The organism is Acidocella aluminiidurans (genome assembly GCF_055383125.1).
Genome location: NZ_AP031589.1, coordinates 3,082,036 through 3,102,596 on the forward strand (window position 1 = coordinate 3,082,036; position 20,561 = coordinate 3,102,596).

26 protein-coding genes are annotated in these 20,561 nt (G+C 62.6%); 16 read left to right on the forward strand and 10 right to left on the reverse strand.

Annotated elements, in window-relative coordinates:
* Window positions 1-83 precede the first annotated feature (83 nt).
* The 3 genes from ACZ46S_RS15125 to ACZ46S_RS15135 all read right to left on the reverse strand — a co-directional run bounded on the left by ACZ46S_RS15125 (window position 84) and on the right by ACZ46S_RS15135 (window position 2,740).
* The gene (locus ACZ46S_RS15125) at window positions 84-656 is read right to left on the reverse strand and encodes a hypothetical protein (RefSeq protein WP_464062422.1); all 573 of its coding nucleotides are present in this window, start codon (window positions 654-656) and stop codon (window positions 84-86) included.
* A 260-nt stretch (window positions 657-916) separates the two neighbouring features.
* Complete coding sequence (locus ACZ46S_RS15130) at window positions 917-1,372, reverse strand: hypothetical protein (protein WP_464062423.1); 456 nt, start codon at window positions 1,370-1,372, stop codon at window positions 917-919.
* Window positions 1,373-1,561: 189 nt separating this feature from the next.
* A complete protein-coding gene (locus tag ACZ46S_RS15135; protein ID WP_464062424.1) occupies window positions 1,562-2,740 on the reverse strand; it encodes an AAA family ATPase in 1,179 nt (392 codons plus the stop codon).
* Window positions 2,741-3,369: 629 nt separating this feature from the next.
* Here ACZ46S_RS15135 and ACZ46S_RS15140 point away from each other — a divergent pair.
* From ACZ46S_RS15140 to ACZ46S_RS15170, 7 genes are all read left to right on the forward strand, one after another.
* Entirely contained in the window at window positions 3,370-3,669 is a 300-nt protein-coding gene (locus tag ACZ46S_RS15140; protein WP_464062425.1) for a hypothetical protein, read from the forward strand.
* 11 nt (window positions 3,670-3,680) lie between these two features.
* Entirely contained in the window at window positions 3,681-4,370 is a 690-nt protein-coding gene (locus tag ACZ46S_RS15145) for a hypothetical protein (protein WP_464062426.1), read from the forward strand.
* A 207-nt stretch (window positions 4,371-4,577) separates the two neighbouring features.
* The gene (locus tag ACZ46S_RS15150; protein ID WP_464062427.1) at window positions 4,578-4,967 is read left to right on the forward strand and encodes a hypothetical protein; all 390 of its coding nucleotides are present in this window, start codon (window positions 4,578-4,580) and stop codon (window positions 4,965-4,967) included.
* A complete protein-coding gene (locus tag ACZ46S_RS15155; RefSeq protein WP_464062428.1) occupies window positions 4,964-5,608 on the forward strand; it encodes a hypothetical protein in 645 nt (214 codons plus the stop codon). The genes ACZ46S_RS15150 and ACZ46S_RS15155 overlap by 4 nt, the downstream gene beginning before the upstream one ends.
* Before the next feature lie 205 nt (window positions 5,609-5,813).
* Complete coding sequence (locus ACZ46S_RS15160) at window positions 5,814-6,089, forward strand: helix-turn-helix transcriptional regulator (protein ID WP_464062429.1); 276 nt, start codon at window positions 5,814-5,816, stop codon at window positions 6,087-6,089.
* Window positions 6,090-6,282: 193 nt separating this feature from the next.
* Window positions 6,283-7,500 carry a phage integrase gene (locus ACZ46S_RS15165; protein ID WP_464064293.1) on the forward strand — a complete coding sequence of 406 codons (1,218 nt, stop codon included), beginning with the start codon at window positions 6,283-6,285 and terminating at the stop codon, window positions 7,498-7,500.
* 126 nt (window positions 7,501-7,626) lie between these two features.
* On the forward strand, window positions 7,627-7,896 hold the full coding sequence (locus tag ACZ46S_RS15170) for a hypothetical protein (protein ID WP_464062430.1): 270 nt from the start codon (window positions 7,627-7,629) through the stop codon (window positions 7,894-7,896).
* Between the two features lie 37 nt (window positions 7,897-7,933).
* Here ACZ46S_RS15170 and ACZ46S_RS15175 read toward each other — a convergent pair whose 3' ends face one another.
* Window positions 7,934-9,307, reverse strand: coding sequence for an MATE family efflux transporter (locus ACZ46S_RS15175; RefSeq protein WP_464062431.1), 1,374 nt, complete (start codon window positions 9,305-9,307; stop codon window positions 7,934-7,936).
* A 241-nt stretch (window positions 9,308-9,548) separates the two neighbouring features.
* Here ACZ46S_RS15175 and ACZ46S_RS15180 point away from each other — a divergent pair, with 241 nt between their 5' ends.
* Window positions 9,549-10,031, forward strand: coding sequence for a tyrosine-type recombinase/integrase (locus ACZ46S_RS15180; RefSeq protein ID WP_464064294.1), 483 nt, complete (start codon window positions 9,549-9,551; stop codon window positions 10,029-10,031).
* A 37-nt stretch (window positions 10,032-10,068) separates the two neighbouring features.
* Here the strand turns inward: ACZ46S_RS15180 and ACZ46S_RS15185 are convergent, their stop codons facing one another.
* Entirely contained in the window at window positions 10,069-10,551 is a 483-nt protein-coding gene (locus tag ACZ46S_RS15185) for an N-acetyltransferase family protein (RefSeq protein WP_464062432.1), read from the reverse strand.
* A 181-nt stretch (window positions 10,552-10,732) separates the two neighbouring features.
* Here ACZ46S_RS15185 and ACZ46S_RS15190 point away from each other — a divergent pair, with 181 nt between their 5' ends.
* Window positions 10,733-10,999, forward strand: a complete 267-nt coding sequence (locus tag ACZ46S_RS15190; protein WP_464062433.1) for a hypothetical protein — start codon at window positions 10,733-10,735, stop codon at window positions 10,997-10,999.
* An 86-nt stretch (window positions 11,000-11,085) separates the two neighbouring features.
* Here the strand turns inward: ACZ46S_RS15190 and ACZ46S_RS15195 are convergent, their stop codons facing one another.
* On the reverse strand, window positions 11,086-11,973 hold the full coding sequence (locus tag ACZ46S_RS15195) for a LysR substrate-binding domain-containing protein (RefSeq protein WP_464062434.1): 888 nt from the start codon (window positions 11,971-11,973) through the stop codon (window positions 11,086-11,088).
* Window positions 11,974-12,154: 181 nt separating this feature from the next.
* Between ACZ46S_RS15195 and ACZ46S_RS15200 the strand changes: the two genes are divergently transcribed.
* Window positions 12,155-12,460: a tautomerase family protein gene (locus tag ACZ46S_RS15200; protein ID WP_464062435.1), complete on the forward strand. Its 306-nt coding sequence runs from the start codon at window positions 12,155-12,157 to the stop codon at window positions 12,458-12,460.
* Between the two features lie 209 nt (window positions 12,461-12,669).
* On the opposite strand, the gene ACZ46S_RS15205 is transcribed toward ACZ46S_RS15200, so the two are convergent.
* Complete coding sequence (locus ACZ46S_RS15205; protein ID WP_464062436.1) at window positions 12,670-12,891, reverse strand: hypothetical protein; 222 nt, start codon at window positions 12,889-12,891, stop codon at window positions 12,670-12,672.
* Between the two features lie 108 nt (window positions 12,892-12,999).
* Between ACZ46S_RS15205 and ACZ46S_RS15210 the strand changes: the two genes are divergently transcribed.
* The 4 genes from ACZ46S_RS15210 (at window position 13,000) to ACZ46S_RS15225 (ending at window position 17,835) form a co-directional block, all read left to right on the forward strand.
* On the forward strand, window positions 13,000-13,269 hold the full coding sequence (locus tag ACZ46S_RS15210) for a helix-turn-helix domain-containing protein (RefSeq protein ID WP_464062437.1): 270 nt from the start codon (window positions 13,000-13,002) through the stop codon (window positions 13,267-13,269).
* Window positions 13,270-13,444: 175 nt separating this feature from the next.
* A complete protein-coding gene (locus tag ACZ46S_RS15215) occupies window positions 13,445-15,349 on the forward strand; it encodes an ATP-dependent nuclease (protein ID WP_464062438.1) in 1,905 nt (634 codons plus the stop codon).
* 537 nt (window positions 15,350-15,886) lie between these two features.
* The gene (locus ACZ46S_RS15220; protein WP_464062439.1) at window positions 15,887-16,423 is read left to right on the forward strand and encodes a hypothetical protein; all 537 of its coding nucleotides are present in this window, start codon (window positions 15,887-15,889) and stop codon (window positions 16,421-16,423) included.
* The gene (locus tag ACZ46S_RS15225) at window positions 16,420-17,835 is read left to right on the forward strand and encodes an ImmA/IrrE family metallo-endopeptidase (RefSeq protein WP_464062440.1); all 1,416 of its coding nucleotides are present in this window, start codon (window positions 16,420-16,422) and stop codon (window positions 17,833-17,835) included. The genes ACZ46S_RS15220 and ACZ46S_RS15225 overlap by 4 nt, the downstream gene beginning before the upstream one ends.
* Before the next feature lie 106 nt (window positions 17,836-17,941).
* On the opposite strand, the gene ACZ46S_RS15230 is transcribed toward ACZ46S_RS15225, so the two are convergent.
* From ACZ46S_RS15230 to ACZ46S_RS15240, 3 genes are all read right to left on the reverse strand, one after another.
* Window positions 17,942-18,205 carry a ribbon-helix-helix domain-containing protein gene (locus ACZ46S_RS15230; RefSeq protein ID WP_464062441.1) on the reverse strand — a complete coding sequence of 88 codons (264 nt, stop codon included), beginning with the start codon at window positions 18,203-18,205 and terminating at the stop codon, window positions 17,942-17,944.
* Between the two features lie 119 nt (window positions 18,206-18,324).
* Window positions 18,325-18,564, reverse strand: a complete 240-nt coding sequence (locus ACZ46S_RS15235; protein ID WP_464062442.1) for a FitA-like ribbon-helix-helix domain-containing protein — start codon at window positions 18,562-18,564, stop codon at window positions 18,325-18,327.
* A 208-nt stretch (window positions 18,565-18,772) separates the two neighbouring features.
* Window positions 18,773-19,006 (reverse strand): AbrB/MazE/SpoVT family DNA-binding domain-containing protein, encoded by a 234-nt coding sequence (locus ACZ46S_RS15240; protein ID WP_464062443.1) that lies wholly within the window; start codon window positions 19,004-19,006, stop codon window positions 18,773-18,775.
* Between the two features lie 380 nt (window positions 19,007-19,386).
* On the opposite strand from ACZ46S_RS15240, the gene ACZ46S_RS15245 reads away from it, so the two are divergent.
* Window positions 19,387-19,842: a helix-turn-helix domain-containing protein gene (locus ACZ46S_RS15245; RefSeq protein WP_464062444.1), complete on the forward strand. Its 456-nt coding sequence runs from the start codon at window positions 19,387-19,389 to the stop codon at window positions 19,840-19,842.
* A gap of 9 nt (window positions 19,843-19,851) precedes the next feature.
* On the forward strand, window positions 19,852-20,442 hold the full coding sequence (locus tag ACZ46S_RS15250) for a PIN domain-containing protein (RefSeq protein ID WP_464062445.1): 591 nt from the start codon (window positions 19,852-19,854) through the stop codon (window positions 20,440-20,442).
* Window positions 20,443-20,561 lie beyond the last annotated feature (119 nt).

The window sequence follows — 20,561 nt, forward strand, 5'->3', positions numbered from 1 at the left end:
CCCGGCGCGGGAAGGGCACCTAGACCGTTTCGGTCCAGGTGCCCTATTACTTAATCCTCAAGAGATGGACGTTGCTTCGCGGTTCACTCGGCCGCGCCGGCGTCCTCGCCGGCCAGCCTCCAGCCCGTCCACCCGCCCTCGATCCAGCCTTCCGCGGACAGCTTCGACAGCGCGGCGGAGATGGAACCGAGCGGCACCTCACCGGCATTTTCCGCGGCCAGGAGAACGGCGATCTGCGGGCGGGTCAGGGTGGTGTGCTGTTTCAGCAGATCGGCGATTCGCGCGGCGACGGTGTTGGCGCCGGGGGTCCACGGCCCGCGGATGCGGCGGCGGCCAGCCAGCCTGGCGGCAGCGTCACGCACATTGGCCAGCTTGGCCAGTTCCGCCTTGCCGGCGTCGATCTTCCCGTCGAGCATCGCGATGAAGGCGCCAGCGTCGGTGCAGGCGGGCAGCCCCAGCCCCGCGCCGAGGGTGTTCACCAACTCGAGGTTGCCGGCGGCGGTGGTCAGCTTCTTGGTCTTGATGCTCATGGTCACGAACTCTCCTTGCTTGTCGTGGTGATGGCTCAGCCGCGCATCGGCATTTGAAACCGAATGGCTGCTCAGCTTCGTGTTCGTTGTGTTTGGCCATTTAACCCGGGTCACGTTCATCGACATGCTCTCGCGGCGGCCGACTGTCAGATGACCTGCTGAGCGCGTTAGAGACCCGGTGGAAGGCCGGGCAATACGGCCGGCTGCGGCTCGAAGGCCGCAACCGGGTGTGGTCATGAAGCTTTGTGCGGCGCCCCCCGGGCGCCCTCGCCGGTTACCCGGCCGCTACAGGGCGGCGCGCCGATTTCGGCACCGCGACCCTGGCCCTAGCGGCTTTGTGCCGCCGGCAAGCCGCCATCCATGGCGGCTTGCCGCATTTGCGTGATTTAATCGGCCGTGTCGCTAGACTCGTCCAAGCCTTGGATTTCCCAGCCGTTGGGGCCGAGGCTGATCTTTTCGTCCAGAGCCAGAATCTCCAGCGCGTAGCGCAGCCGGCTCTCGGGGATATCCAGGCCGTAGGTGACGATCTCCTCGGTGGACATCGAACCCCCCGCTTCCAAGAGGATGCCCATGGCGATCAGCATGTCGTCGTAGGTCTGCCGCGCCTTCGCGCGCGCCTGCTCCTTGCGCGGCTTGGCCGGGCGCAGCGCCTTGAACGCCTTGATCGCCCTGGCCGCATTCCGCGCTCGCGCCTTGTACCACTCGAGCTCGTTTTCTGCCTGCGTGATGGCGTCGTCCAGGCTGTTCACCGGGTCCAGGTCCAACGCCTTATGGACGGCCTGGGCGATGGCAATAGCGTAGTCTTCCCTTGCGTCGTGGAAGAGCGGATCGTTCGTAAACATGTATGAACTCCTTTGCCGAATCCGGCCCGCCATGGCCCATAGGCCCATGGCGGGCCGTCGTTTGTGGCGCCTGCCCGGGCGCCACTCTGGCCTAACGGCCCCTCGTCTGCTGTTCGCTCATTTCCTGCGCGCCCGCCCGGGGCGCGGCCTGTTGACGTGCATGCCGACACCGGCACGCCGTGCTGGCCCTTAGGCCCTCTTCTTCCGCGTCGGCTCAGCCTTCGCCGAGTCCACCGGTACGGCGACCAATTCCACCGGCACCAGCGCCGGCGCGGCAGTGCCGTTGACCTCGACCTCCACCCGCTTCAGGAACATCGGCACCCCAGGCTTGCGGCCATAGGAATCCTTGGAGACCTCGCGGCGGATGAAATCCGGCACTTTCTCGTCGGTGATGCCGTACCGGTCACGCTCCGCCTTGGTGAGCTCCGAGAGGATCTCAACATGGCGGGATGCGGCGCCGGTCGCACTAGCGCCGCGCCCCGAATGGAGCGTGGGCGCCTTGTCCCCGCTCTCCGGCTTGGCGGTGTGATGGGTCATCATCACGGCGTAGTTGCCCTTCCGCGCGAACGTCCGCAGCCGCGCCATCAGCCCGTTCATCGCGCCATTATCGGCCTCCGCCAAGCGGTGCAGCTCGGCCATGGGATCAAGGCAGACGACGTCAGCCCCGAATTCCGCGACCTCGGCGAAGAAATCCGAGCCCAGGGTGGTCAACCGCACCCCGTCCACCCCTGGCTCGAACAGCACGCCCGATTCGCCGTAATAGGCGATCACGAGGTTCTCCTCGACCAGTGCCATGTCGGCATCCAGAACCTTGGCCGCAGCCTCGATCCTGTCAGCGACGACATCGGCCTCGTCCTCCGGGCTGAAGAAGGCCACCCTGCACGGCCTCACGGGCGTGTGGCCGGCGAACGGCTTTCCCGCCGCCATGGCCACCGCGGCCTGCAAGACGAACTGGCTCTTGCCCGCGCCGGGAGGGCCGTAGAACAGCGACACCTGCTTCCGCCGCACCCGGCCCCAGATCGGGGGCTGGCGGTGGCGCGCGGCCAGCCGCTTGATGGCACTAGGCTTTCGCAGGAGCCTTGGCTCGGCTCCGGGTTCGGCGTCACTATCGCTTTCTTCCGCCAGCGGATGAGCGACGGCTTGCGCCGCGTCTTCCGCTATCTCGACCTGCGGGTTTTCCCGGGTCCCATCCTCGCCGCCGCCCTGATCGGGCCGGGCTGAGTCCGCCGTCTCCGGCGCCACTTCGCTGAAGGCTCCATCGCCCGCCGCTACCGGATATTCATCCGGCCCGAGCGTGAATGCCAACCGCGAGAAGTCGTCTCCACGATTCTTAAGAACCGCGTCGTCGTGATGGATGTCTTCCATCATCTCCTCGTAGGTACCCGGCCACGTCAACCGGGACGCCGCGTATAATCGACCTTCGCCAGAGATGTCTACCCCTTTTTTGTGGGTCGGTGATTTTTGATCGCCATTGTCTTCGCGTGGTGTGGCGCACGAAAGTTTTTGATTCCATAGGGCATTTGTAGTGCCTGTGCCCACCCCGGCATGCCGAATGCTCTGCTCCCCCCTTAAGGGGGAGCAGAGCATTCGGGCCAGCGATCAATGCGCCACCGTGCCCAGGCCCACCTGGGCTTTGGGCGGCCTCGGCCGCGAAACGGCACGCCGGCCTGGGCGATGGCATGTCACTGTGGGGGTGGGGGCCTTAAAGCCCCCACCCCCACAGTGACATGTTGCCCGCACTTTTTCGCCAAAGTTGGATCGCTTCGTCTTCCCCGGTCTCCGACCGTCGAAGATCGGCGGTGGGTTGGAACGGCAGGGTCAGGCGCCTTCAAGCGCCTGACCCTGCCGTTCTTCCTCTGCACCACCCAGGGCGCGGCGGTGCTGAATCTCGATGGCATGTCATGGTCTCGCCCGCGCGGTGCGGGCCCAGCAACCCCGGTCGGCACGGGATGGCCAGCCTTTGAGGGCTGGCTACCCCGCGCCTTGGAGACACCGATATGACCCAAATTCCGCCCCAGATCCGCATCCTAGACGAACTGGTCGGCCAGCACGCCGAGGGCCACGATCTGCCCCGGCACGTGCCGCATGTGCGCCTGGCTGACGCCCTGGCGCGCGGTATCGATCCGCTGCGCCTGATTGAATACTTCCAAGACCTGGGAAGGAAGATCGACAACTTGGAAGACCTGTTCGCCGTCTGCACAGACCCCGGCGAGGAAGAGATCGACGCCTACCGCGTCGAGCAAGGAATTGCCGTCTATCTCGTTGCGGATGGCCAATGGGCGGTCTTCACCAAATGAAGGAGGCGGCCATGGCACCCAGCACCCAGACCGCATCCGCCAGGTCCGCATCCACCGCCGGAGGCGGAGGCGGCCGTGACAATGTCGCCTGGCGCGCGACCAGCACCGGGCGCAATGTCGCGCTCATTTCCACCTGCCTGATCCCGGGCCGACCGCTGCGCCTCTGGGGCGCGGCGGTGGAGGTCGCGGATGGCGGCGCGTTCATCCGCCTCGCCATTCTCGGCCCGTACGATGGTTGGAGCACTGGCCAGCTTCTGGCCGTGGCGCTGGCCCGGTTCGAGGCTGAGCAGGCCCACGATCTCGGCGAATCTGTCCTGGCCGAGATCGTGCGCCACCTGGACCGCGCCGCCGCAATGCACCGCGAGCCGCAGGAGGGCTGGGCGGTGCCGCCGGTCTCCTTCGAGCCGGCGCCGCCGGGCAGCCCGGCATCGCCGTTCCCATGGAGCCTGGCCAGGGCTGGGCAATTCGCCATCCAGATGTGCCCGGATGCCGAGGCGCGACAGCGCGGCGTCACGCCCGAGCAGCTTCTGGTCCTGATCGAGATGGCGCTGAGCAGTTGGCTGCCGGTCACGCCGTGGCGGCGTAGCTGCTGGGAGGCGCGGCGCGAGGTGCGCGCGGCGCTGGCGCTGGAGGCGCAGCGCGCCAGGGCGCGCTGGGCGGCGCATGTGGCGGATTGCGACGCGGAGCCGGACCCGGGCTGATCCGGCCCACCCGCCTGGTTACTTCTTCCAATATAGATGGAGGAAGAAACCCAGCACGGCGTGGCGCATCGGCGCCGAGGCCCAACCGCTCAACCGCATGTGATGCTCTCGCCCAGGCCGTTGCCGGCCCGGGCGATCCATCCACCCCGAACCAGCAGGAGGCCCCGCCCGCAAAGGCGGGGCTTCCTGCGTCTGGAGTCCCATCACATGGACCAAGACGAGACCCACACACTGGAGGAATTGCTCATGCGCTACTCCACCATCGAGAAGCTGCCAGACGTACAGCGGATCAAATTCGACGATGCCGTGCGAACCGGCGAGGATCCGCTCAGGATCATCGCGTATTTCGCCACGCTCGGCATCGCGGTGCGCGAGCCGGCCGACCTGTTCCTGCGCAATGACGCGCTCGACGAGGAAGAAATCAACGCCTTCTGGATTCCGCAGGGCGTGGCCGTCTCCGTTGAAAGTGATGACCTCTGGCTGGTGTTCGAAACCGACCAGGTCATCGACCACACCGAGGCGGACGAATCCGAAACGGTCTCGTCCGCCAGTACGGCGTCTCATACGCCGAGCCCGGCGGGAGGCGCACGCCGATGATCGACTTTTCCGACGACGACATCCTGGCCGAGCGCCGCACGGCCGATGGCAAGCGCTTCCTGTACTTCCTCGGCACCGATGTGCTGCCCTACTGGGAGCAGCGCTTCTGGACGGTGGTTTTGGACACCGGCGCGGACGGTGTGGGCATTCCCGTCCGTTACGGCACCGTGGCCTCCGCCTCGGTGGGCTGGACGCTGCGCCAGTTGCTCTGCGTAACCAAGGCCCGCATGGTCCTCGAGCAGGCGAGGGCGCCTGAAGGCGGCGCCCTCGCCGTGCTGGAGGCGCTGGGCAAGGCGATCCGGCTGCTGCCGCCAGGCGATACCCTGGGCGGCGGCGTCACCTTCGCGCCGGGCATTCTGCCCTCGCCCTATGGCTGGACGGTGGCGCGAAGCGGCGAGCTCGACCTCGTCCTCTGCCCCGACCCCGAGAGCCGCGACGAAGGCATCGTGCCTGAGCAGCTCGTCATCCTTGTCGACGAGGCGCTACGGGAATGGGCGGAGCGGGCGCCGTATCTGCGCCGACTCTGGACCTGCCGCAACGCCGTGCGCGAGGCCCTGGCGGCGGAGATCAGGCGGGTGAGGATCGCGCGCCTGGCGGCGGATGAATCCGGTGCGACGGGTGAAGCAGGCGAAGGCGGATAGGGCAGGGGACAGACCGGCGCGGTATGCGGATTGATCGCCAACGCGCCTCGCGGGTTTTGAATCTGCAAGTGCAGCCCTGCCATCTTACCCGTCGGCCAATGCGGGGCGGCGGTGGCCTTTGGCGGCAAAGTTGGGCCGGCGAACACCTCCATGGACGAGCCGGGGCAAGCCCGCCCCGGCATCCGAAGATGGAGACAATTTCGACATGGCCAAGCACATGACCGCCGCCGCAGAGACCGGCGACAGCGCGACAAGCACGATCATCGGCACGGACACCGCCGAACCAGCCGCGCCGATGAAGCTGCTCACTGCTCGCCAGGCGGGTGAGCAGCTCGGCGTCTCGCCGGAGACGCTGGAGCGCTGGCGCGGGGCCGGCAACGGCCCGGCCTTCGTCAAGCTCTCGGGCCGGTACATCCGCTACCGGCCGGACGATCTGGAGGCCTTCATCCAAAATGCCCGCCGCAACAGCACCGCCGGGTGAGCATCGTCCACCTGCCGCTCTCAGCCCGGTGCCAGAGGCGCCACGTCTGCCAGGGCATGAAACCCGCGCGCCAGCCGCGCGCGGACATGCCTCCAAGACCCCGATGACCCCCATGCCCATCCACCCCATCCATCCAGACAGCCAGCCAACGGAAAGGAACCCCATGGCCGCGACCACCATCACCCGCACCACGATGCAGAAGCTGCCGCCCCTGCCGGAGGGTGCCGCCAAGGCCCGCATCTTCGACGACCGTCTGGTCGGCTTCATCGCCGAGCAGCGCAGAAGCACCGTGACGTTCTACTTCCGGTACAAGGACGCCAGGGGCCGCCAGCACGAGGTCAAGCTAGGCCGCCTCGGCGACATCACCGTGGACCAGGCCCGCAGGCGCGCCGAGCAGCTCAAGGCCGAGGTCAGCCTGGGCGGCGACCCGGTGGCGGAGAAGGCCAAGCTCAAATCCGTGCCCACGGTGGAGGAGTTCGCCCGCGACAGATACCTTCCGCATGTGCAAGAGCGCCAGCGCTCCGCGCACAACGTCGAGGCCTACCTGCGCAAGCGCATCCTGCCCGCCATCGGCAAGAAGGCGCTGGACGAGGTCACGCCCCAGGACGTGGCCGCGCTGCGCCGGAAGCTCCAAACAGAGGGGCTGGCCAACGGCACCGTCAACCGCCACCTGGCCACGCTGCGCGCCATGTTCAACCAGGCGCTCAAATGGGGCCTGTACGAGGGCAAGAACCCGGCCAGCTCGCCCGGCATGCTGAGGGAGCAGCATCGGGACAAATATCTCTCCCCCGCCGAGACGCAGGCGCTGTTCCGCGCCCTGGCCGAAGACAAGGACGAGACGGCGGCGTCGGTGCTGGCGCTGCTGATCGTGACCGGCGCCCGCCGGGGCGAGGCGCTGAAGGCGAGATGGGAGAATGTCGATCTGGAGCGCGGGCTGCTCACGGTGCCGCCGTCGCGCTCCAAGTCCGGCCGCGCGCGGCACATCCCGCTCTCGCCGGTGGCGGTGGCCATCCTCCAGCGCCAGCTCGCCAAGCGCGCCATCGAGCCGGACAACCAGTTCGTGTTCCCCAGCGCCCGGCGGGCGGGGCGGCCGGTGGAGGGCGTGCGCGGCGCGTGGCGGCGGGCCAGGGAGGCGGCGGGGCTGCCGGACGACCTGCGCATCCACGACCTGCGGCACAGCTTCGCCAGCGCCCTGGCCAATTCCGGCACGCCGCTGAACGAGATCGGCACCGTGCTGGGCCACAGCCAGCTCTCCACCACCCAGCGCTACGCCCACCACGCCCCGCAGCGCCTGATCGACACCGCTACCACCGCGCTCCGGGCGTGGAACCTGCTGCCCGAGGCCAAGCGGGCCGAGGGCGCGAAGGTGGAAGCGGGCGTGGTGCAGGAAGACGCGCGGGACGCCGCCTGAGCCAAACAGGCGGGCCAGAGCCACGAAAACCACCACGGCCGAAATGAAGACCCAGCACGAGGAAGGGGAAGGCGCCGCAGCGCCTTCCCCGATCCACCGTCGAATCAGAACTCGAAAGGAACCACCATGCAGAACGAGAAGAACCAGCTCGCCACCGCCACTGAGATCGCGCCGCAGCTCCCTGAGCAGAAGCCGGCCCCAGGGGCCAGAAAGCGCGGCCTCTGGAACCGCCTGCCGGCCGTGGTGAAGATCACCCTCACCCTGCCGGTGGTGATGGCGCTGCTGGGCGCAGAGGTCGAGCTGCGCCTGGCGCCCCAGCTCGACCTCGTCCTCACCGCCGCTGGAATCTGTGTCATGTGGGCGTGGTTGTCTGGCGGGCCTTCGTCGTCAGTGTGAGCGTTGGGAGTTTCGAAGGTGTGCTGGGCGAAGACGCTCAGCGCTCCATCGTCGAGAGTTTTTTGCTCGTCCAGAGGGGATGCCGTGAATGCTTGAACATTCGCCACCCCAAGCCAAGACAGGTGAACGCAAGACCAATCGTGAGGCCCCACCAGATACCCACGGGCCCGAAGCCGAGCGGGTGCGCCAGAGCGTAGCAAGCCGGGACGCCGATCACCCAATAGCCAATCATCACCAGAACCATGGGCACAACAGTGTCCTGCATCCCGCGAAGAATACCTAGCCAAGCGATCTGAAGGGCATCCAGCATCGTGGAGCTGCATCCAATCAGGATGAATGTCGTCGCCATCGCATGGGTGGTTTTGTTGCCTTCGTCGCCGTTCAAGAAAAGCGATGGCATTTTCGACGAAAGCGCGGCCATGCTGAAGCTGACGAGCGCCGACATCGCCATGCAGGAGAGGGTAACCGAGATCGCTATTTGCTTCATCTTCGGCCAGTCCCGGTGGCCAAATGCAGCCGCAACGAGAATTGTCGCCCCCTCTCCGAAGCCGAGAAAAAGGATGATCGCGAGTTCGGTGATCTGGTAAGCGATGGCGTGGGCCGCGATCACCTCGCTGCTCTCGACCGACATGAGGTAGGTCGAGGAGACGAAGAATCCGACGGTGGCAATCTCGATGCTACCGATTGGAAGCCCCAGCCTGAGTAAGCCGGGCAGGGCCATAACACCAGTCTTGAGATTCCTCATGTATGGAAGCAGTTCAGCGATTGCTGGGAATACGGCCAAGAGGATGCAGAGAATAACGATGCAGTTGGAGATCAGCGTGGCGAAGGCCACGCCGGGAAGGTTCCACCCCGCCTGGATGAAGAGCCAATTGAGGAGCGCGTTCGTGAAGAAGCCGACCAGCGAAGAGGCTGTGACCCAAATGGATTTGCCCTGGAGATTGGCCATCTCCCATAGAATGACCAAGACCAGGGAGGGAAGGATGGAGAACGCGGCCACCCTTCCATAGGATTGTGCGAGTTCCGCCAAGTTTCGCTCTACGCCACACGCGTCGAGAACGGTGGGAGACAGCCACATCACCATTGCGGCGAGCACAGAGATAATAATCGCCAGAAGCAAGGTTCCCACGAGCGTAGCGGCTGCGGTGTCAGTTGCCTTCTGCGCTCGGGCGACAGAGAAGAGCGGCGTGAAGGCCATCAATACGCCTCCGCCAAACACAACGAGGAGAAGGTAGAGCTGGATGCTCAAAGTGGCTCCCGCGATCTCGGGAGTCCCTAACTTGCCGATCATCAACAAGTCGACGGTTGAATTCCCGGCCAGCAAAAGATTCGCCAGCCCGAGGGGAATGGCGATCCGAAAAACCTCGGCGTAGTGGCGATGGGTGGAGACTTTTTGGATGATTGAAGGCATGGCGGTCTCAGGGTCATGAAGACACGGCACGGCGTGCCGGAAAAGGCTGACGATGAGACGGCGATATGCTTCTCAGTCAGCCCCGCGAAGTGAAATGCGGGGCGACGACAGGTCCACGAGTTCGGTCATGGAAGCGGTGCAACACCAGCTTGTCCTTCTGATTGAACGTAGGTGGCAACTCTAATCCGATCCGTAGTGAACTGGCAACACCGGGCGCGGCGGACCGGACGAGGAAGTCGATCTGGAGCGCTGCATCCTCACCGTGCCGCCGTCGCGCTCGAAATCCGGCCGCGCGCGGCACATCCCGCTCTCGCCGGTGGCGGTGGCCATCCTCCGGCGCCAGCATGCCAAGCGCGCCATCGAGCCGGACAACCAGTTCGTGTTCACCAGCGCCCGGTGCGAGGGGCGGCCGGTGGAGGGCGTGCGCGGCGCGTGGCGGCGGGCCAGGGCGGCGGCGGGGCTGCCGGAGGATCTGCGCATCCACGACCTGCGGCACGGCTTCGCCAGCGCCCTGGCCAACGCCGGCACGCCGCTGAACGAGATCGGAACGGTCCTGGGCCACAGCCAGCTCTCCACCACCCAGCGCTACGCCCACCACGCCCCGCAGCGCCTGATCGACACCGCCACCACCGCCCTGCGCGCATGGAACCTGCTGGCCGAGACGAAGAATGCCGAGGCGGTGGAAGTGGGCGCGGAGACCGTGGCCGCGCGGGATGCGGCATAGGCCCAGCCGATCAAGACAAGGGCCTGAGCCAGAAAACCTAGAGGGGCTTCACCAGCCGGATCGTCTCCGGTTGGAAGCCGCCTCTGGTGTAGAAGTCGATGGCCCGCTTGTTGCCCGCGAACACATCGAGGCTCAGAAAGCGCCAGCCCTGCGCGCGCGCCCAGGCTTCGGCCTCAGCCATGAGCCGGCCGGCGATCCCCAGCCCCTCGGCCGCTTCGTCCAGGGCGATGAGGGCAACGTAACCACAGGGCTCGTCGGTGACGCCATCCTTGCCGGGATGGGCATGGACGTAGCCGAGGCGCCGGCCGCCGCTCGCCGCCGTGGCGACGAGCGTGATCGATCCGTCTTGAGGAGGATGCAGCGTCGCTTTCATGAAGCGGTCCTGGAACTCCACCATGGCTTCGGCCGAATGCCAGGCGGGGCGCGGAACGCCGGCGAGGCGGGGAGCGAGTTCGAAGAGGTAGGCCGCGTCCGTCTCGTTCGCGGGGCGGATGTGGAATTCTTGGCGGAGCGCGGTCATGGCCAAGGTCTACGACGCAGCGGTGGCGCCTGGCAACGCGGGCCCAGCTCCGCCGGTGCGGCTTCGCCCCAGCCACAATGAAGAAGAATGTGCCGAAGTAGCGCGGCAAGCAAGAAGAAGGGGAAGGCGCCGCAGCGCCTTCCCCGATCTACCGCCGAATCAGAACCCGAAATGAACCACCATGCAGAACGAGAAGAACCAGCTCGCCGCCACCGAGATCGCGCCGAAGCATCCTGAGCCGAAGCCGGCCCCAGGAGCCAGGAAGCGCGGCCTGTGGAACCGCCTGCCGGCCGCGGCGAAGATCATCCTCATCCTGCCGGTGGTGATGGCGCTGCTGGGCGCCGAAATCGAGCTGCGCCTCGCGCCCCAGTTCGATCTCGTCCTCACCGCCGCTGGCGTCTGCGCCATGTGGGCTTGGCTCTCTGGTGGGCCTTCGGCGATGGGGTGAGCGTTGAAAACTTTGAAGGTGTGCTGGGCCAAGGTGTCCAGCACACCTTCGGCGCGCCATTTTTCTGCCCAGGCTGAGATTGAGGGTCAGGAGATGTAGTCGTGCCTCACTCTACCGGCGGCTTCGATGAGCAAATCCTTAAACGCGAGAGCTGCCCTCGGTGAGGACGACGATCGATGCAGCGCGAGTTCGATCGTCCCTAAATCAGGTAGCCGCGTATCGGATGAATTCAACTCGCATAGATCGTGCGGGATTATGTCAGAAGTCCGTACTGTGATGCCCAGGCCGGCTCGCACTGCCGCCCAAACGCCGAGAAGGCTCGACGTGGCAAAGGCATGTCGCCATGGTTGACCTGCCGCATTTAGGGCTTCCGTTGCGCATCGTTGGAACGCGCAGGGGGCATCAAAAGCGACCAATTCGATTGGTTCTCCGTCAGCCGGGCGATAACCCTGTGCCGCGATCCAGGCGAGGCGTCTAACACCAACGATCTCGCAATGTGGCTTGTCCAGTGTCCCCCATGTTAAAGCAAGGTCGAGAGCACCCGCGCTCACAGCCTCCGCCATACTAGCGCCGCGATCAACGCGAGCCTGGACGCGAACCTTCGGGTAGGCTCGTTGAAAGCGGGCGAGGAGAGCGGGAAGCCAAGTCTCAGCAAAATCCTGCGGAACGCCGACGCGCACCCAACCTTCCATCTCGGTAAGGTCGCCGAGGGCCAAGCGAGCCTCGTCGTTGAGGTCGAGTATGCGGCGCGCGTAGGCCATCAAGATTTCGCCGGCCTCGGTCAGGCTGAGTGTTCGGCCCTGTTTGCGTACGATGGGCTGGCCAACTTGATCCTCCAGCTTGCGTAGATGCAAGCTGATGGCTGATGGCGAGCGCCCGAGCCGATCGGCTGCCTTGGCAAAGCTACCGAGATCCATGCCGGTGACGAAGGTACGCAGCACGTCCATGTCGAGATTGACAGGGGCAGAGACCATTCGGTTTTCCTCAATGGTAGATTAAAAATTAAGCGATTTTCATAATAATCGTGCTCCTGCATGATCCGCCCGTCAATTGAGATCGGGAGTTGTCGTCATGCCTTTCGTCCATATCCATGTAGCCGGAGCTAAACTTGCCCCTGCGCAGGTCGAAACCCTTCAAAGGGAGGTAACGCATCTTATGGCTGAGGTGATGCGCAAGAAGGCCGAGCTAACCGCCGTTCTCGTTGAGTTGTGCGAGGTTCGACGTTGGAGTGTCGGAGGTCAGTCGGTCGAGGCTGGAGCTCATCTGGACGTGAAGGTAACGGCGGGCACCAATAGCCCGGAAGAAAAGGCGGAATTCGTGCGGAAGGCTCATGGCCTTCTTGCCAGCGCCGTCGGGGCCAGCCTTCCGCTCGCGACCTATGTGGTAATCGACGAGGTTCCCGCCGACGCTTGGGGTTACGGCGGGCTGACGCAGGAAGCTCGTCGTATAGGCGCCTCTTGATTGAGCGCTTTCACCATGGCGGCCTTGTCGCAAATGTCTGGTGTTGCGACCGCCTAAATCTCATCGCAACGACCTTGCAGGGCGAGTGCTGCCGTGAGCCGCTGGCCAGCCAACCACTTGATGCCCTGAGGCACATTGTGCGGCGCATTCCACCCAAATGATGAGGAGCGCTGGGCGCAGGTGCCCAGCGCTCCTTTCCTTTTGAAGCCTCAGCCCGGTTCCCGCCGCACGCCTTCCGCAGGCGCGCGTGCCGCCCGGCCCGGGAACGCCACCAGCCACATGAAGACGAACGGCCCGAGCAGGGGGATGAACAGCGCGGCCAGCCGCCAGCGCCGCAGGCCCAGCAGGGTGAGCAGCCTGTTGGCGGGCATGAGGGCCATCATCACCCCGAGGGAGGTGATCCCGACCAGCAGGGCGGCCGGCGGGATCACGCCGGCCGCTTGCACCCGCGCCCCCACCCCGAACCTGTCACGATCTTCACAATCATAGGTCCATTATGCGTGGAATAATAGGCCTTCGCAATATGTGGTCGCCCGACCATGGACGCTCGGGAAAAGGTTGCGGTGAACATCAGGCGGCTCCGCGTGGCGCGCGGCGTCTCGCAGGAGGCCTTCGCCGTCGACGCCGGGGTGGACCGCACCTACATGAGCCGGATCGAGCGGAAGATGGAGAACCCCACCGTGACCGTGCTGGAGCGCATCGCCGCCGCCCTGGGCGTGGAGATCGCGGCCCTGTTCGCCGACCCGGGGCCGGAGGGTGAGATGCCGCCCTCGCTGCCGGCGGGAAGGAAGCGGCGGAGGCCGGGCTGACTCCGCTACGCGGCAACTTGTAGCAAATCGCCCCAGGCCAATCTCCTGCCAATCTCACCGATGGTAGTCGCACACACACTGCTGGTTGAAGGTTCAAGCTACGGGCATTGCGTACTTCTGCCTGCAAGGCTTAGCCTGCATCGGGCTTGTCACGATTCGATGCTGCGAGGATGATATGAACGGCGGGGCCGAAAAGGTTGAACAACTGGAATCTCCCGAGAATACCGAGGAGTTCACAGCTTCGCAGATACCGACGCAACCTGTTCCTCCAGAGGCCGATGAGACAAGCTCCGATATGGCTGGTGAACAGAAGGAACAGCTTCAGCCACCTCCCGCAACGACGTTAACCGTCACGGACACCAGGTCATCCAGGGCACGCCGTTGGAGTCCATTGGAATCCATAACCGTCCGAAGCTTCAAAGCAACCGAGGAAGCCGTGATCCCCGTTGATCGCGTGACAATCCTCGTCGGACCAAATGGCTGCGGTAAGTCGTCCGTTCTTCAGGCCATTCACTGGGCGGCGCGCGCAGCAAGCTATGTACTCCCAAAAAATACGAAGGAAATGATTTCCTTCGAGCGCCTCGATTACGTTCCGTCGAGCGAGCCGCTTAGAACGCTGCACAAGGGCGAATTGAAAACGGATGCCACATCACCGCCCGTTGAAGTGGTCTTTTCGCACCGACCTGTCGGAGACGAAACGACCCATGCAACGGTGCGCATCCGTGCTGCTCGCAACCGCGGCGGCATCACAGCCTACATGGACGGTGGCACCGCAGTTACGCCATACAAACAGCGATATCAATTCATAACAGCCTACATCCCTGGATTAGCCGGCCTTTCAGAAAAAGAAACAATCTTGGCTCAACCAACATTGCGAAGGCAGGCAGCAAGTGGGGATGCCGGCGGAGTGCTACGTAATATCCTTCTCAATCTTCGGAGCCGAAAAGAGGGGGAGGTCGACGATACAGGCGGTCGAGAACGGCTTCGCCAACTCAACGGACTCGTCAGCCAAGTACACCCTGGAACTTCCGTCAGTGTGTCATTCGATGAGCGCGAGGACTACCACATATCGGCTTCGATCTTAAAAGAAGAACTCCTTGAGCAAGAGCGCCCCTTAGAAACGGCTGCGACAGGTGTTCTGCAGGTCATCCAAATCTTTGCGTACCTCATACTTTTCGAGCCCAAAGTTATGCTGATCGATGAGCCGGACGCCCACCTTCACCCAGATAAGCAGGAGCGCCTTATAGAGGCTCTCGAGAGAGCGGCCAGTGATCATGATACGCAAATAATCCTTGCGACACACAGCCCACACATCGTCAGGGCTGCAAGCCCATCGGCGAAGCTCGTCTGGATGAAGGAAGGGCGGGTACAGACTGAGGATGACAATGCGATTCGCCGGCTGTTGGGATGGGGCGGGCTAGACAGATCTGTCCTGTTCTTTGTCGAGGATGAGAATGATAAGCCCCTTAGAGCGATCTTACGGCAATGGCCCGCTCTCAGTCGTCAGATAGCTGTCTGCCGCTGCTTCGGCATTGACAACCTCCCGCATGACAAGCTGCTCGAGGGCCTGCTCGTCGACGGCGAACTGAAGGTGAACGCCATCATCCACCGAGACGGAGACTTCATGACCGAGGATGAAGCCACGCGTTGGAAGAATGGGTTCCAGACCAAAGGTGTCTTCCCTTGGGTTACCGCAGGCTCCGACATGGAAGGTTACTTTTGCACCGCCCCCTATCTCGCCGCCCTATATGGCGTTACCCTCGAAGACGCCGAAAGCTGGCGACAGACGGCAGCCCAGTCCATCGGTAAGGCTCACGAGACATTCCTCTCCAAACGGCAGACCATCGTTCGGGCCGTGTGGCCCCATGGGGGCTCACCCGATGCGGAAGCGATGTGGAATGCCGCCGGTGGCAAAGCACCTTCCACGGTGAAGGGGAAGAAACTCCACGCCGCATTAAAAGGCGTGGTCAAGTCGCAGGGGCATGACGACAAGCTCCTCGATGCCTTCACAGTGCCTGCACAGTACGTTGTGGCGGCAGACCTGAAAGTCACGATTGAAGCGGCCATGGCTACGAACTAGCGGTCCCTGTACGCTCCACGCCGCTCACGCCCCCAATCAGCCGGTCGACCGGTACGCCCTCCCACCGGGTGGCCGGCGGCGAAAGGGGGCGACCGGAGGGGATAGTGGTGGGCGACCCCGAAACGCCAGCGGGCCAGTCCCGAAGGACCGGCCCGCTTTCGCTTGTATTTCAAGGAATTACTTGGCGCGCTCGAAGAGATTCGAACTCCTGACCCTCAGATTCGTAGTTTGTGGAAATAGAGGGGGCAGGATGAGGTTTTCATGCCGTTGATACAGTTCATCAGCTCGTAAGGTAGATCAAGGCGGCTTGTGGTCAAGGCTTTTTCAGGACTGCTCTGCTGGGGGCAACTCCTAGTGGGATTATGGTGGGAGTACGTCAGTCAGTCTCATTCGTATATTCATGGCGGTATGGTCGCCCCCCGTCAAACCGACGGCCGGTTCAGTCTTGACGCTTGCAGTGCTATCTGAGCCGAGTTAACTGATAGCTAAAAGCTTGCTATTATTTGTGGTTGGAGGGCTGGGTCAGGCATGGTGTCGATGGTACGTACCGGTATTGCTTTCGAGAAGTATCGTGATGCTCATCAGCCGGATCAGTTGATCAACCCGGAAGCCCGCCGATACAATGGCGACGCCGATCAGATAACCCTTGAAGACGGTTTGAGGTGTTGGGTGGACGGTCCGGTGGAAAACTCTACCCCCGGGCCAGAGGAAGTACCCGAGCTTTCCGGTGAACTGTACCCTCGGCACGTCTGGGTAGTGACAAATGAGCAAGTCCTCCTTGCCCTCGAAAAATGTGCCTTCGGCACCGCCCGAGAGGCGGGGGCCGTCAAGCATAGTAATTTAACCGGTGGCGGTAGGGCATTTGTCGGTGGCGAGGCGCTCTTTCTAAATTCTGAGACAATCGCGATCGCCGGAAGCTCTGGCCGCTACCGCCTTCGTGGCGGACAAGAAATGGCTTCGATTGAACGTGCCTTCGTTGAGTCCGGTTACAACGTTTGGTCAATGGGCTATAATGAAGAAACGAACCGCCCAAACTTGTTTGGGTTATCTGACCCCGAATGGATCTCGCTATGAGCGGCGTCTCAAAAGTTGATTTGGACAAGGTGTTTGGTCCAGATTCAGTGGGCAATACTCCAAAGGAGCGCGCTCTATCCTCAAAGCGTGAATTCGTCCGTGGTCAAACGATGCTCGCAGAAGCAAGTCAAGAGGCTACTGGCCATAGATTGACCGCCGTGGAAGCCCTCAACGCTTTCGATTTCTCCACCCTTTTAACCGCGGTTGAGAAGGGGCAAGCACCCCTGGTGCAAAATCGCAATGAACCTGCGCTAACTTTACGCAGGCACCGTGAGGCGCTTGGCTATACGCAGCAGCATCTCGCTCAACTTGCAAAAGTGAGAGCCGAGGACGTCGTCAAGGCTGAGACACCCGGAAAAATATCATCCATTCGGATATTGGAGCGGCTTGCGCCTCCCCTTGCAATCGACGAGCGAGTTTTGGGTTTTAAAAAACAAGTGGCCGTCGAGGAGTTAGGCGTTCGTCTTCGACAGCTTGCCAGTTCTGACGGCGGAAGCGGCCTCTCGCCTACGACGGTGGCAGCATTAGCCGAAAGTGCGTGGGTGATAGCGCGACAGAAATCATTACTGTCCTTGTTTCCTACGCTAAATGACAACAAGGTAGAACTTTTCTTGCCCGACGACGATTATGAATTCCCGTCTTATCAGCGCGGATATTCTCTCGCCGCGCAAGCTCGTCAACTTTTGGGGCTCGCCCCGGACGCACCGATAAAAAGCATGCGAAGCTTGGTGTCTGACACGCTCAATATCCCGCTGATACAGACGAGACTTGGGGGACACTTGGCAGGCGCGACGATTGCAAACGGTGCAGCACGCGGCGTCGTAGTTAATATCGAAGGCGCCAATAAGAGTGTCTGGGTCCGTCGCATGACACTTGCCCATGAATTAGGTCATCTGTTGTGGGATCCGGCGCAAAAGCTTAACAGGCTTAGGGTCGACAGCTACCGCGATTTAGAGGTTAATGGTTCAAATCGCCGCGACCCTGTCGAGATCAGGGCAAATGCTTTCGCTATTGCCTTTCTAGCCCCGCCCGCAGTCGTTGAAAGGATGGTACATCAAGCAGAGGATATCCCTTCGGCAGTATTCGATGTGGCCAAACACTTTGGAATCAGTGTAACCGCGGCAGCAGCTCATGTCGGTAATGTCAGTAGAGTACGTGTTACTTTACCACGAGGCCCCCTCTTTCCAGAACCGTCGGACGAAATACGGGCTCAGGAAGACTTTACGATCGATTTTTTTCCAATCAAGGACATTCCTCCATCGCTTGTAGGTCGGTTCGCGTGGCTCGTTGCGCGTGCATTGGAAGAAAAAATGATATCGAAGGACACGGCTGCAACATTACTTCGGACAACGCAAGATAAGTTGAATACCACTGTCGTTAAGAGCATCCGTGAACTCGGTACGGCGCATTGATTGCGTGACACATCTGTTTGCGGGATGGCGTAGGCACTTTCCATAATGTCGGTTCTGGTGCCGGTCGGCCGGTGCCTTGTCCTCCACCCCTTGCCCCGCCGGCAGATCAGCCTGCGCCTTTGGCGGACGCGGCCCGTGCCGTTGTAACGGCTTCCTGGAGCAGCGTGCCCAGTGCATCGGGTGCCAGATCAGAGAATTTGCCTCGGGCCTCGGCCATGCTTTGCTCCAGGACACGCCATCTCACGGCCTCCTCGACGAACCTGGGCAGGTCTGCTTTCGTCATCCCCCGCTGGGCGAAAAAGCGCTGGACTGAAATATCGGTATCCTTCGATACGGATACCGTCCAGCTGGTTGTGGTGTCGTTGGGCATGAATACTCCGCTGGTAGCTGCTTGAGGCATAACTCACTGGTTCTATTCACAAAGATTCGCCCGGGTTGGGCTACAATTCCATTCAGCCCACGGCAACCGGCGGGCCTTGCCTTATCCTTTCAGAACCGGTGCTCTCGCGTCGGTTCGCGTGGCGCCGTGGGCAGGTCAATCCCACCCAAGGCAGCAAAGCGAGCGTGAATAGCCGCGGCCAAGTTTGTGGCCGGCTCAGGGCATCGGCCAAGAGCCGAGCGTAGTATGGCCTGCACTTCGCCCTCCGCAGAGCGGCCATGAAAAGCCGCCCGGCGACGAAGGCGCGCCATCATTTCTTCGTCAACATTGCGAATGGTGATGCTTGCCACGGCTCGGCCCTCCAGAGGTACAGCGCGGGTACGCCCGTTCCCATGAAATACATAGTCTGACGGGGGTTCGCACCGCTAGGCTATATCAGACTGAATCCCTGCCTCGCCTACGTCTGGCAGCACCAATTTCGTCTCATGAAACCGTCGGCGCGAGACACAAATGAGCTTGCTGCGCACAGGTGAGACACAAACGTGGGGACTCGACGCGTCATAGAACCACATCATCCACGGATGGTTCGCTGATCGGTGGAAACTTGTTCGCAAGGTCAGGCAGAGTGGCCAGCAGTGTCAGCAGAGGTTTGGTCATGGCAGGCTCTATCATGGGCTTGCTTTCCGTCGCGGCAATAGCCGTTCTTTCCTCCGCAGGGTTTTGTTCCTGCGGAGTACCCGAGGGTTGGCTGCGATCGTTTTTCAGATGCCGGGTACGGCGGTTATTTTCCATGGAACATGTATAGCATAAACACGAGACTTGACTGTCCATGATCCCCGGGGTGTGCAATGCCGCATAGAACTATCCCTCACTTCAAGCCCGACAGGGTGTTGGACCGTTGGCTGCGTGATGAGCTCGTCCCAGTCTATGATGCCATGCGGGCTGATCCCGGCCGGGCGCGATCAGTTGAACAGGTCGCCGAACGCCTGCGCGCCCATCATGAGCAGCGGCTGAAAAGGATAGCCCGCGGGGGCTAGCTCATTGCATAAGGCTGTGAGGTGACATGTAGTGCTTCCTGTCGTGTCGGTTACGACTATGTCGTAATCATATTTCGAATATTGCGTTTGGAGCCTCGAGGCAGTATTAAGGTCCGGGATTATGAGGAGTATCAGATGTCAGCGTTTGCGAAGGAGTTGGGCCGTCGGCTGCCCTCCCTTGGGGAGCGGACGGCTGCCAACCAGTTGAGAAGCATCTTGGCGTCTCAGGCTGGGGAGAACAAGGACCACAAGCTCAAAGTCGTGCCGGAAGGCGGCCAGTCGGCGGAGATCATCCTCACGCCGGGCCTTTCCGACCTTCTGATTGAACTGCTGCGCCATATCGGGGCAGGGGATGCCGTCACCCTGGTTCCGGTCAGCCAGATGCTGACCACGCAGCAGGCGGCGGACATCCTGAACGTGTCCCGACCATTTTTGATCGCCTTGATCGACAAAGGTGAGATTGAATGCACGCGCGTGGGCCGACATCGCCGAATCAAGGCTGAAGCGTTATTCGCGTATAAGCGGAAACGGGATGACGAGCGCGCGGCGGCGCTGGCCGAATTGGCCGAATTGGACGCGGACTTGATCTAAAGGTTAAGCATGTTTGCCAACCGGTTTACGGCGTTCGTCGATGCGTGTTCCTTGGTGCCGGCCCTGAATCGGAATCTCCTGCTTTCCTTGGCCGAGGCGGATTTTTTTCGGGTACGATGGTCAGGGCAGGTTCTGGACGAAACCGAAGCCGCCATCGTCAAGGTCATAGAAGCGCGAGGTGGTACTGACGCCGGCCGGCGGGCCCAGAACGCCCGCTCGGCAATGGAGCGGGCGTTCGCCGATGCACTGGTGGCTGGTTATGAATCGCTCGCGGCCGGCCTGACGGGACTCCCTGATCCCGGCGATGCCCACGTCATCGCCGCGGCGATCAAGACCCGCGCCTCGGTCATCGTCACGGAGAATCTTAAGCATTTTCCCGAGGCGGTGTTGAGTCCGCTCGATATCGAGGCCAAGTCGGCCGACGCGTTCATCGCGGATACTATCGGTTTGGACCCTGGCCGGGCCGTCGCCGCCGTAAGGCTGATGAGGACCCGTTTGCAGAAGCCCTCAAAAACGGCGGAAGTGCTGCTCCTCGATATGGAGGCGGCGGGGCTGATCCAGACGGTTGATGCGCTGCGGGAGCACGTTTTGTCACTGTAGTTGCGCCTCCGGTCGTCCCCGATTGCACGGCCTCGACCGACCGCGCCCACCAGGGAGACCAGGCTTTGCGGAGATTAACCGGCTTATTCACCGCAAAATGTGCGGTGAATATCGGCATG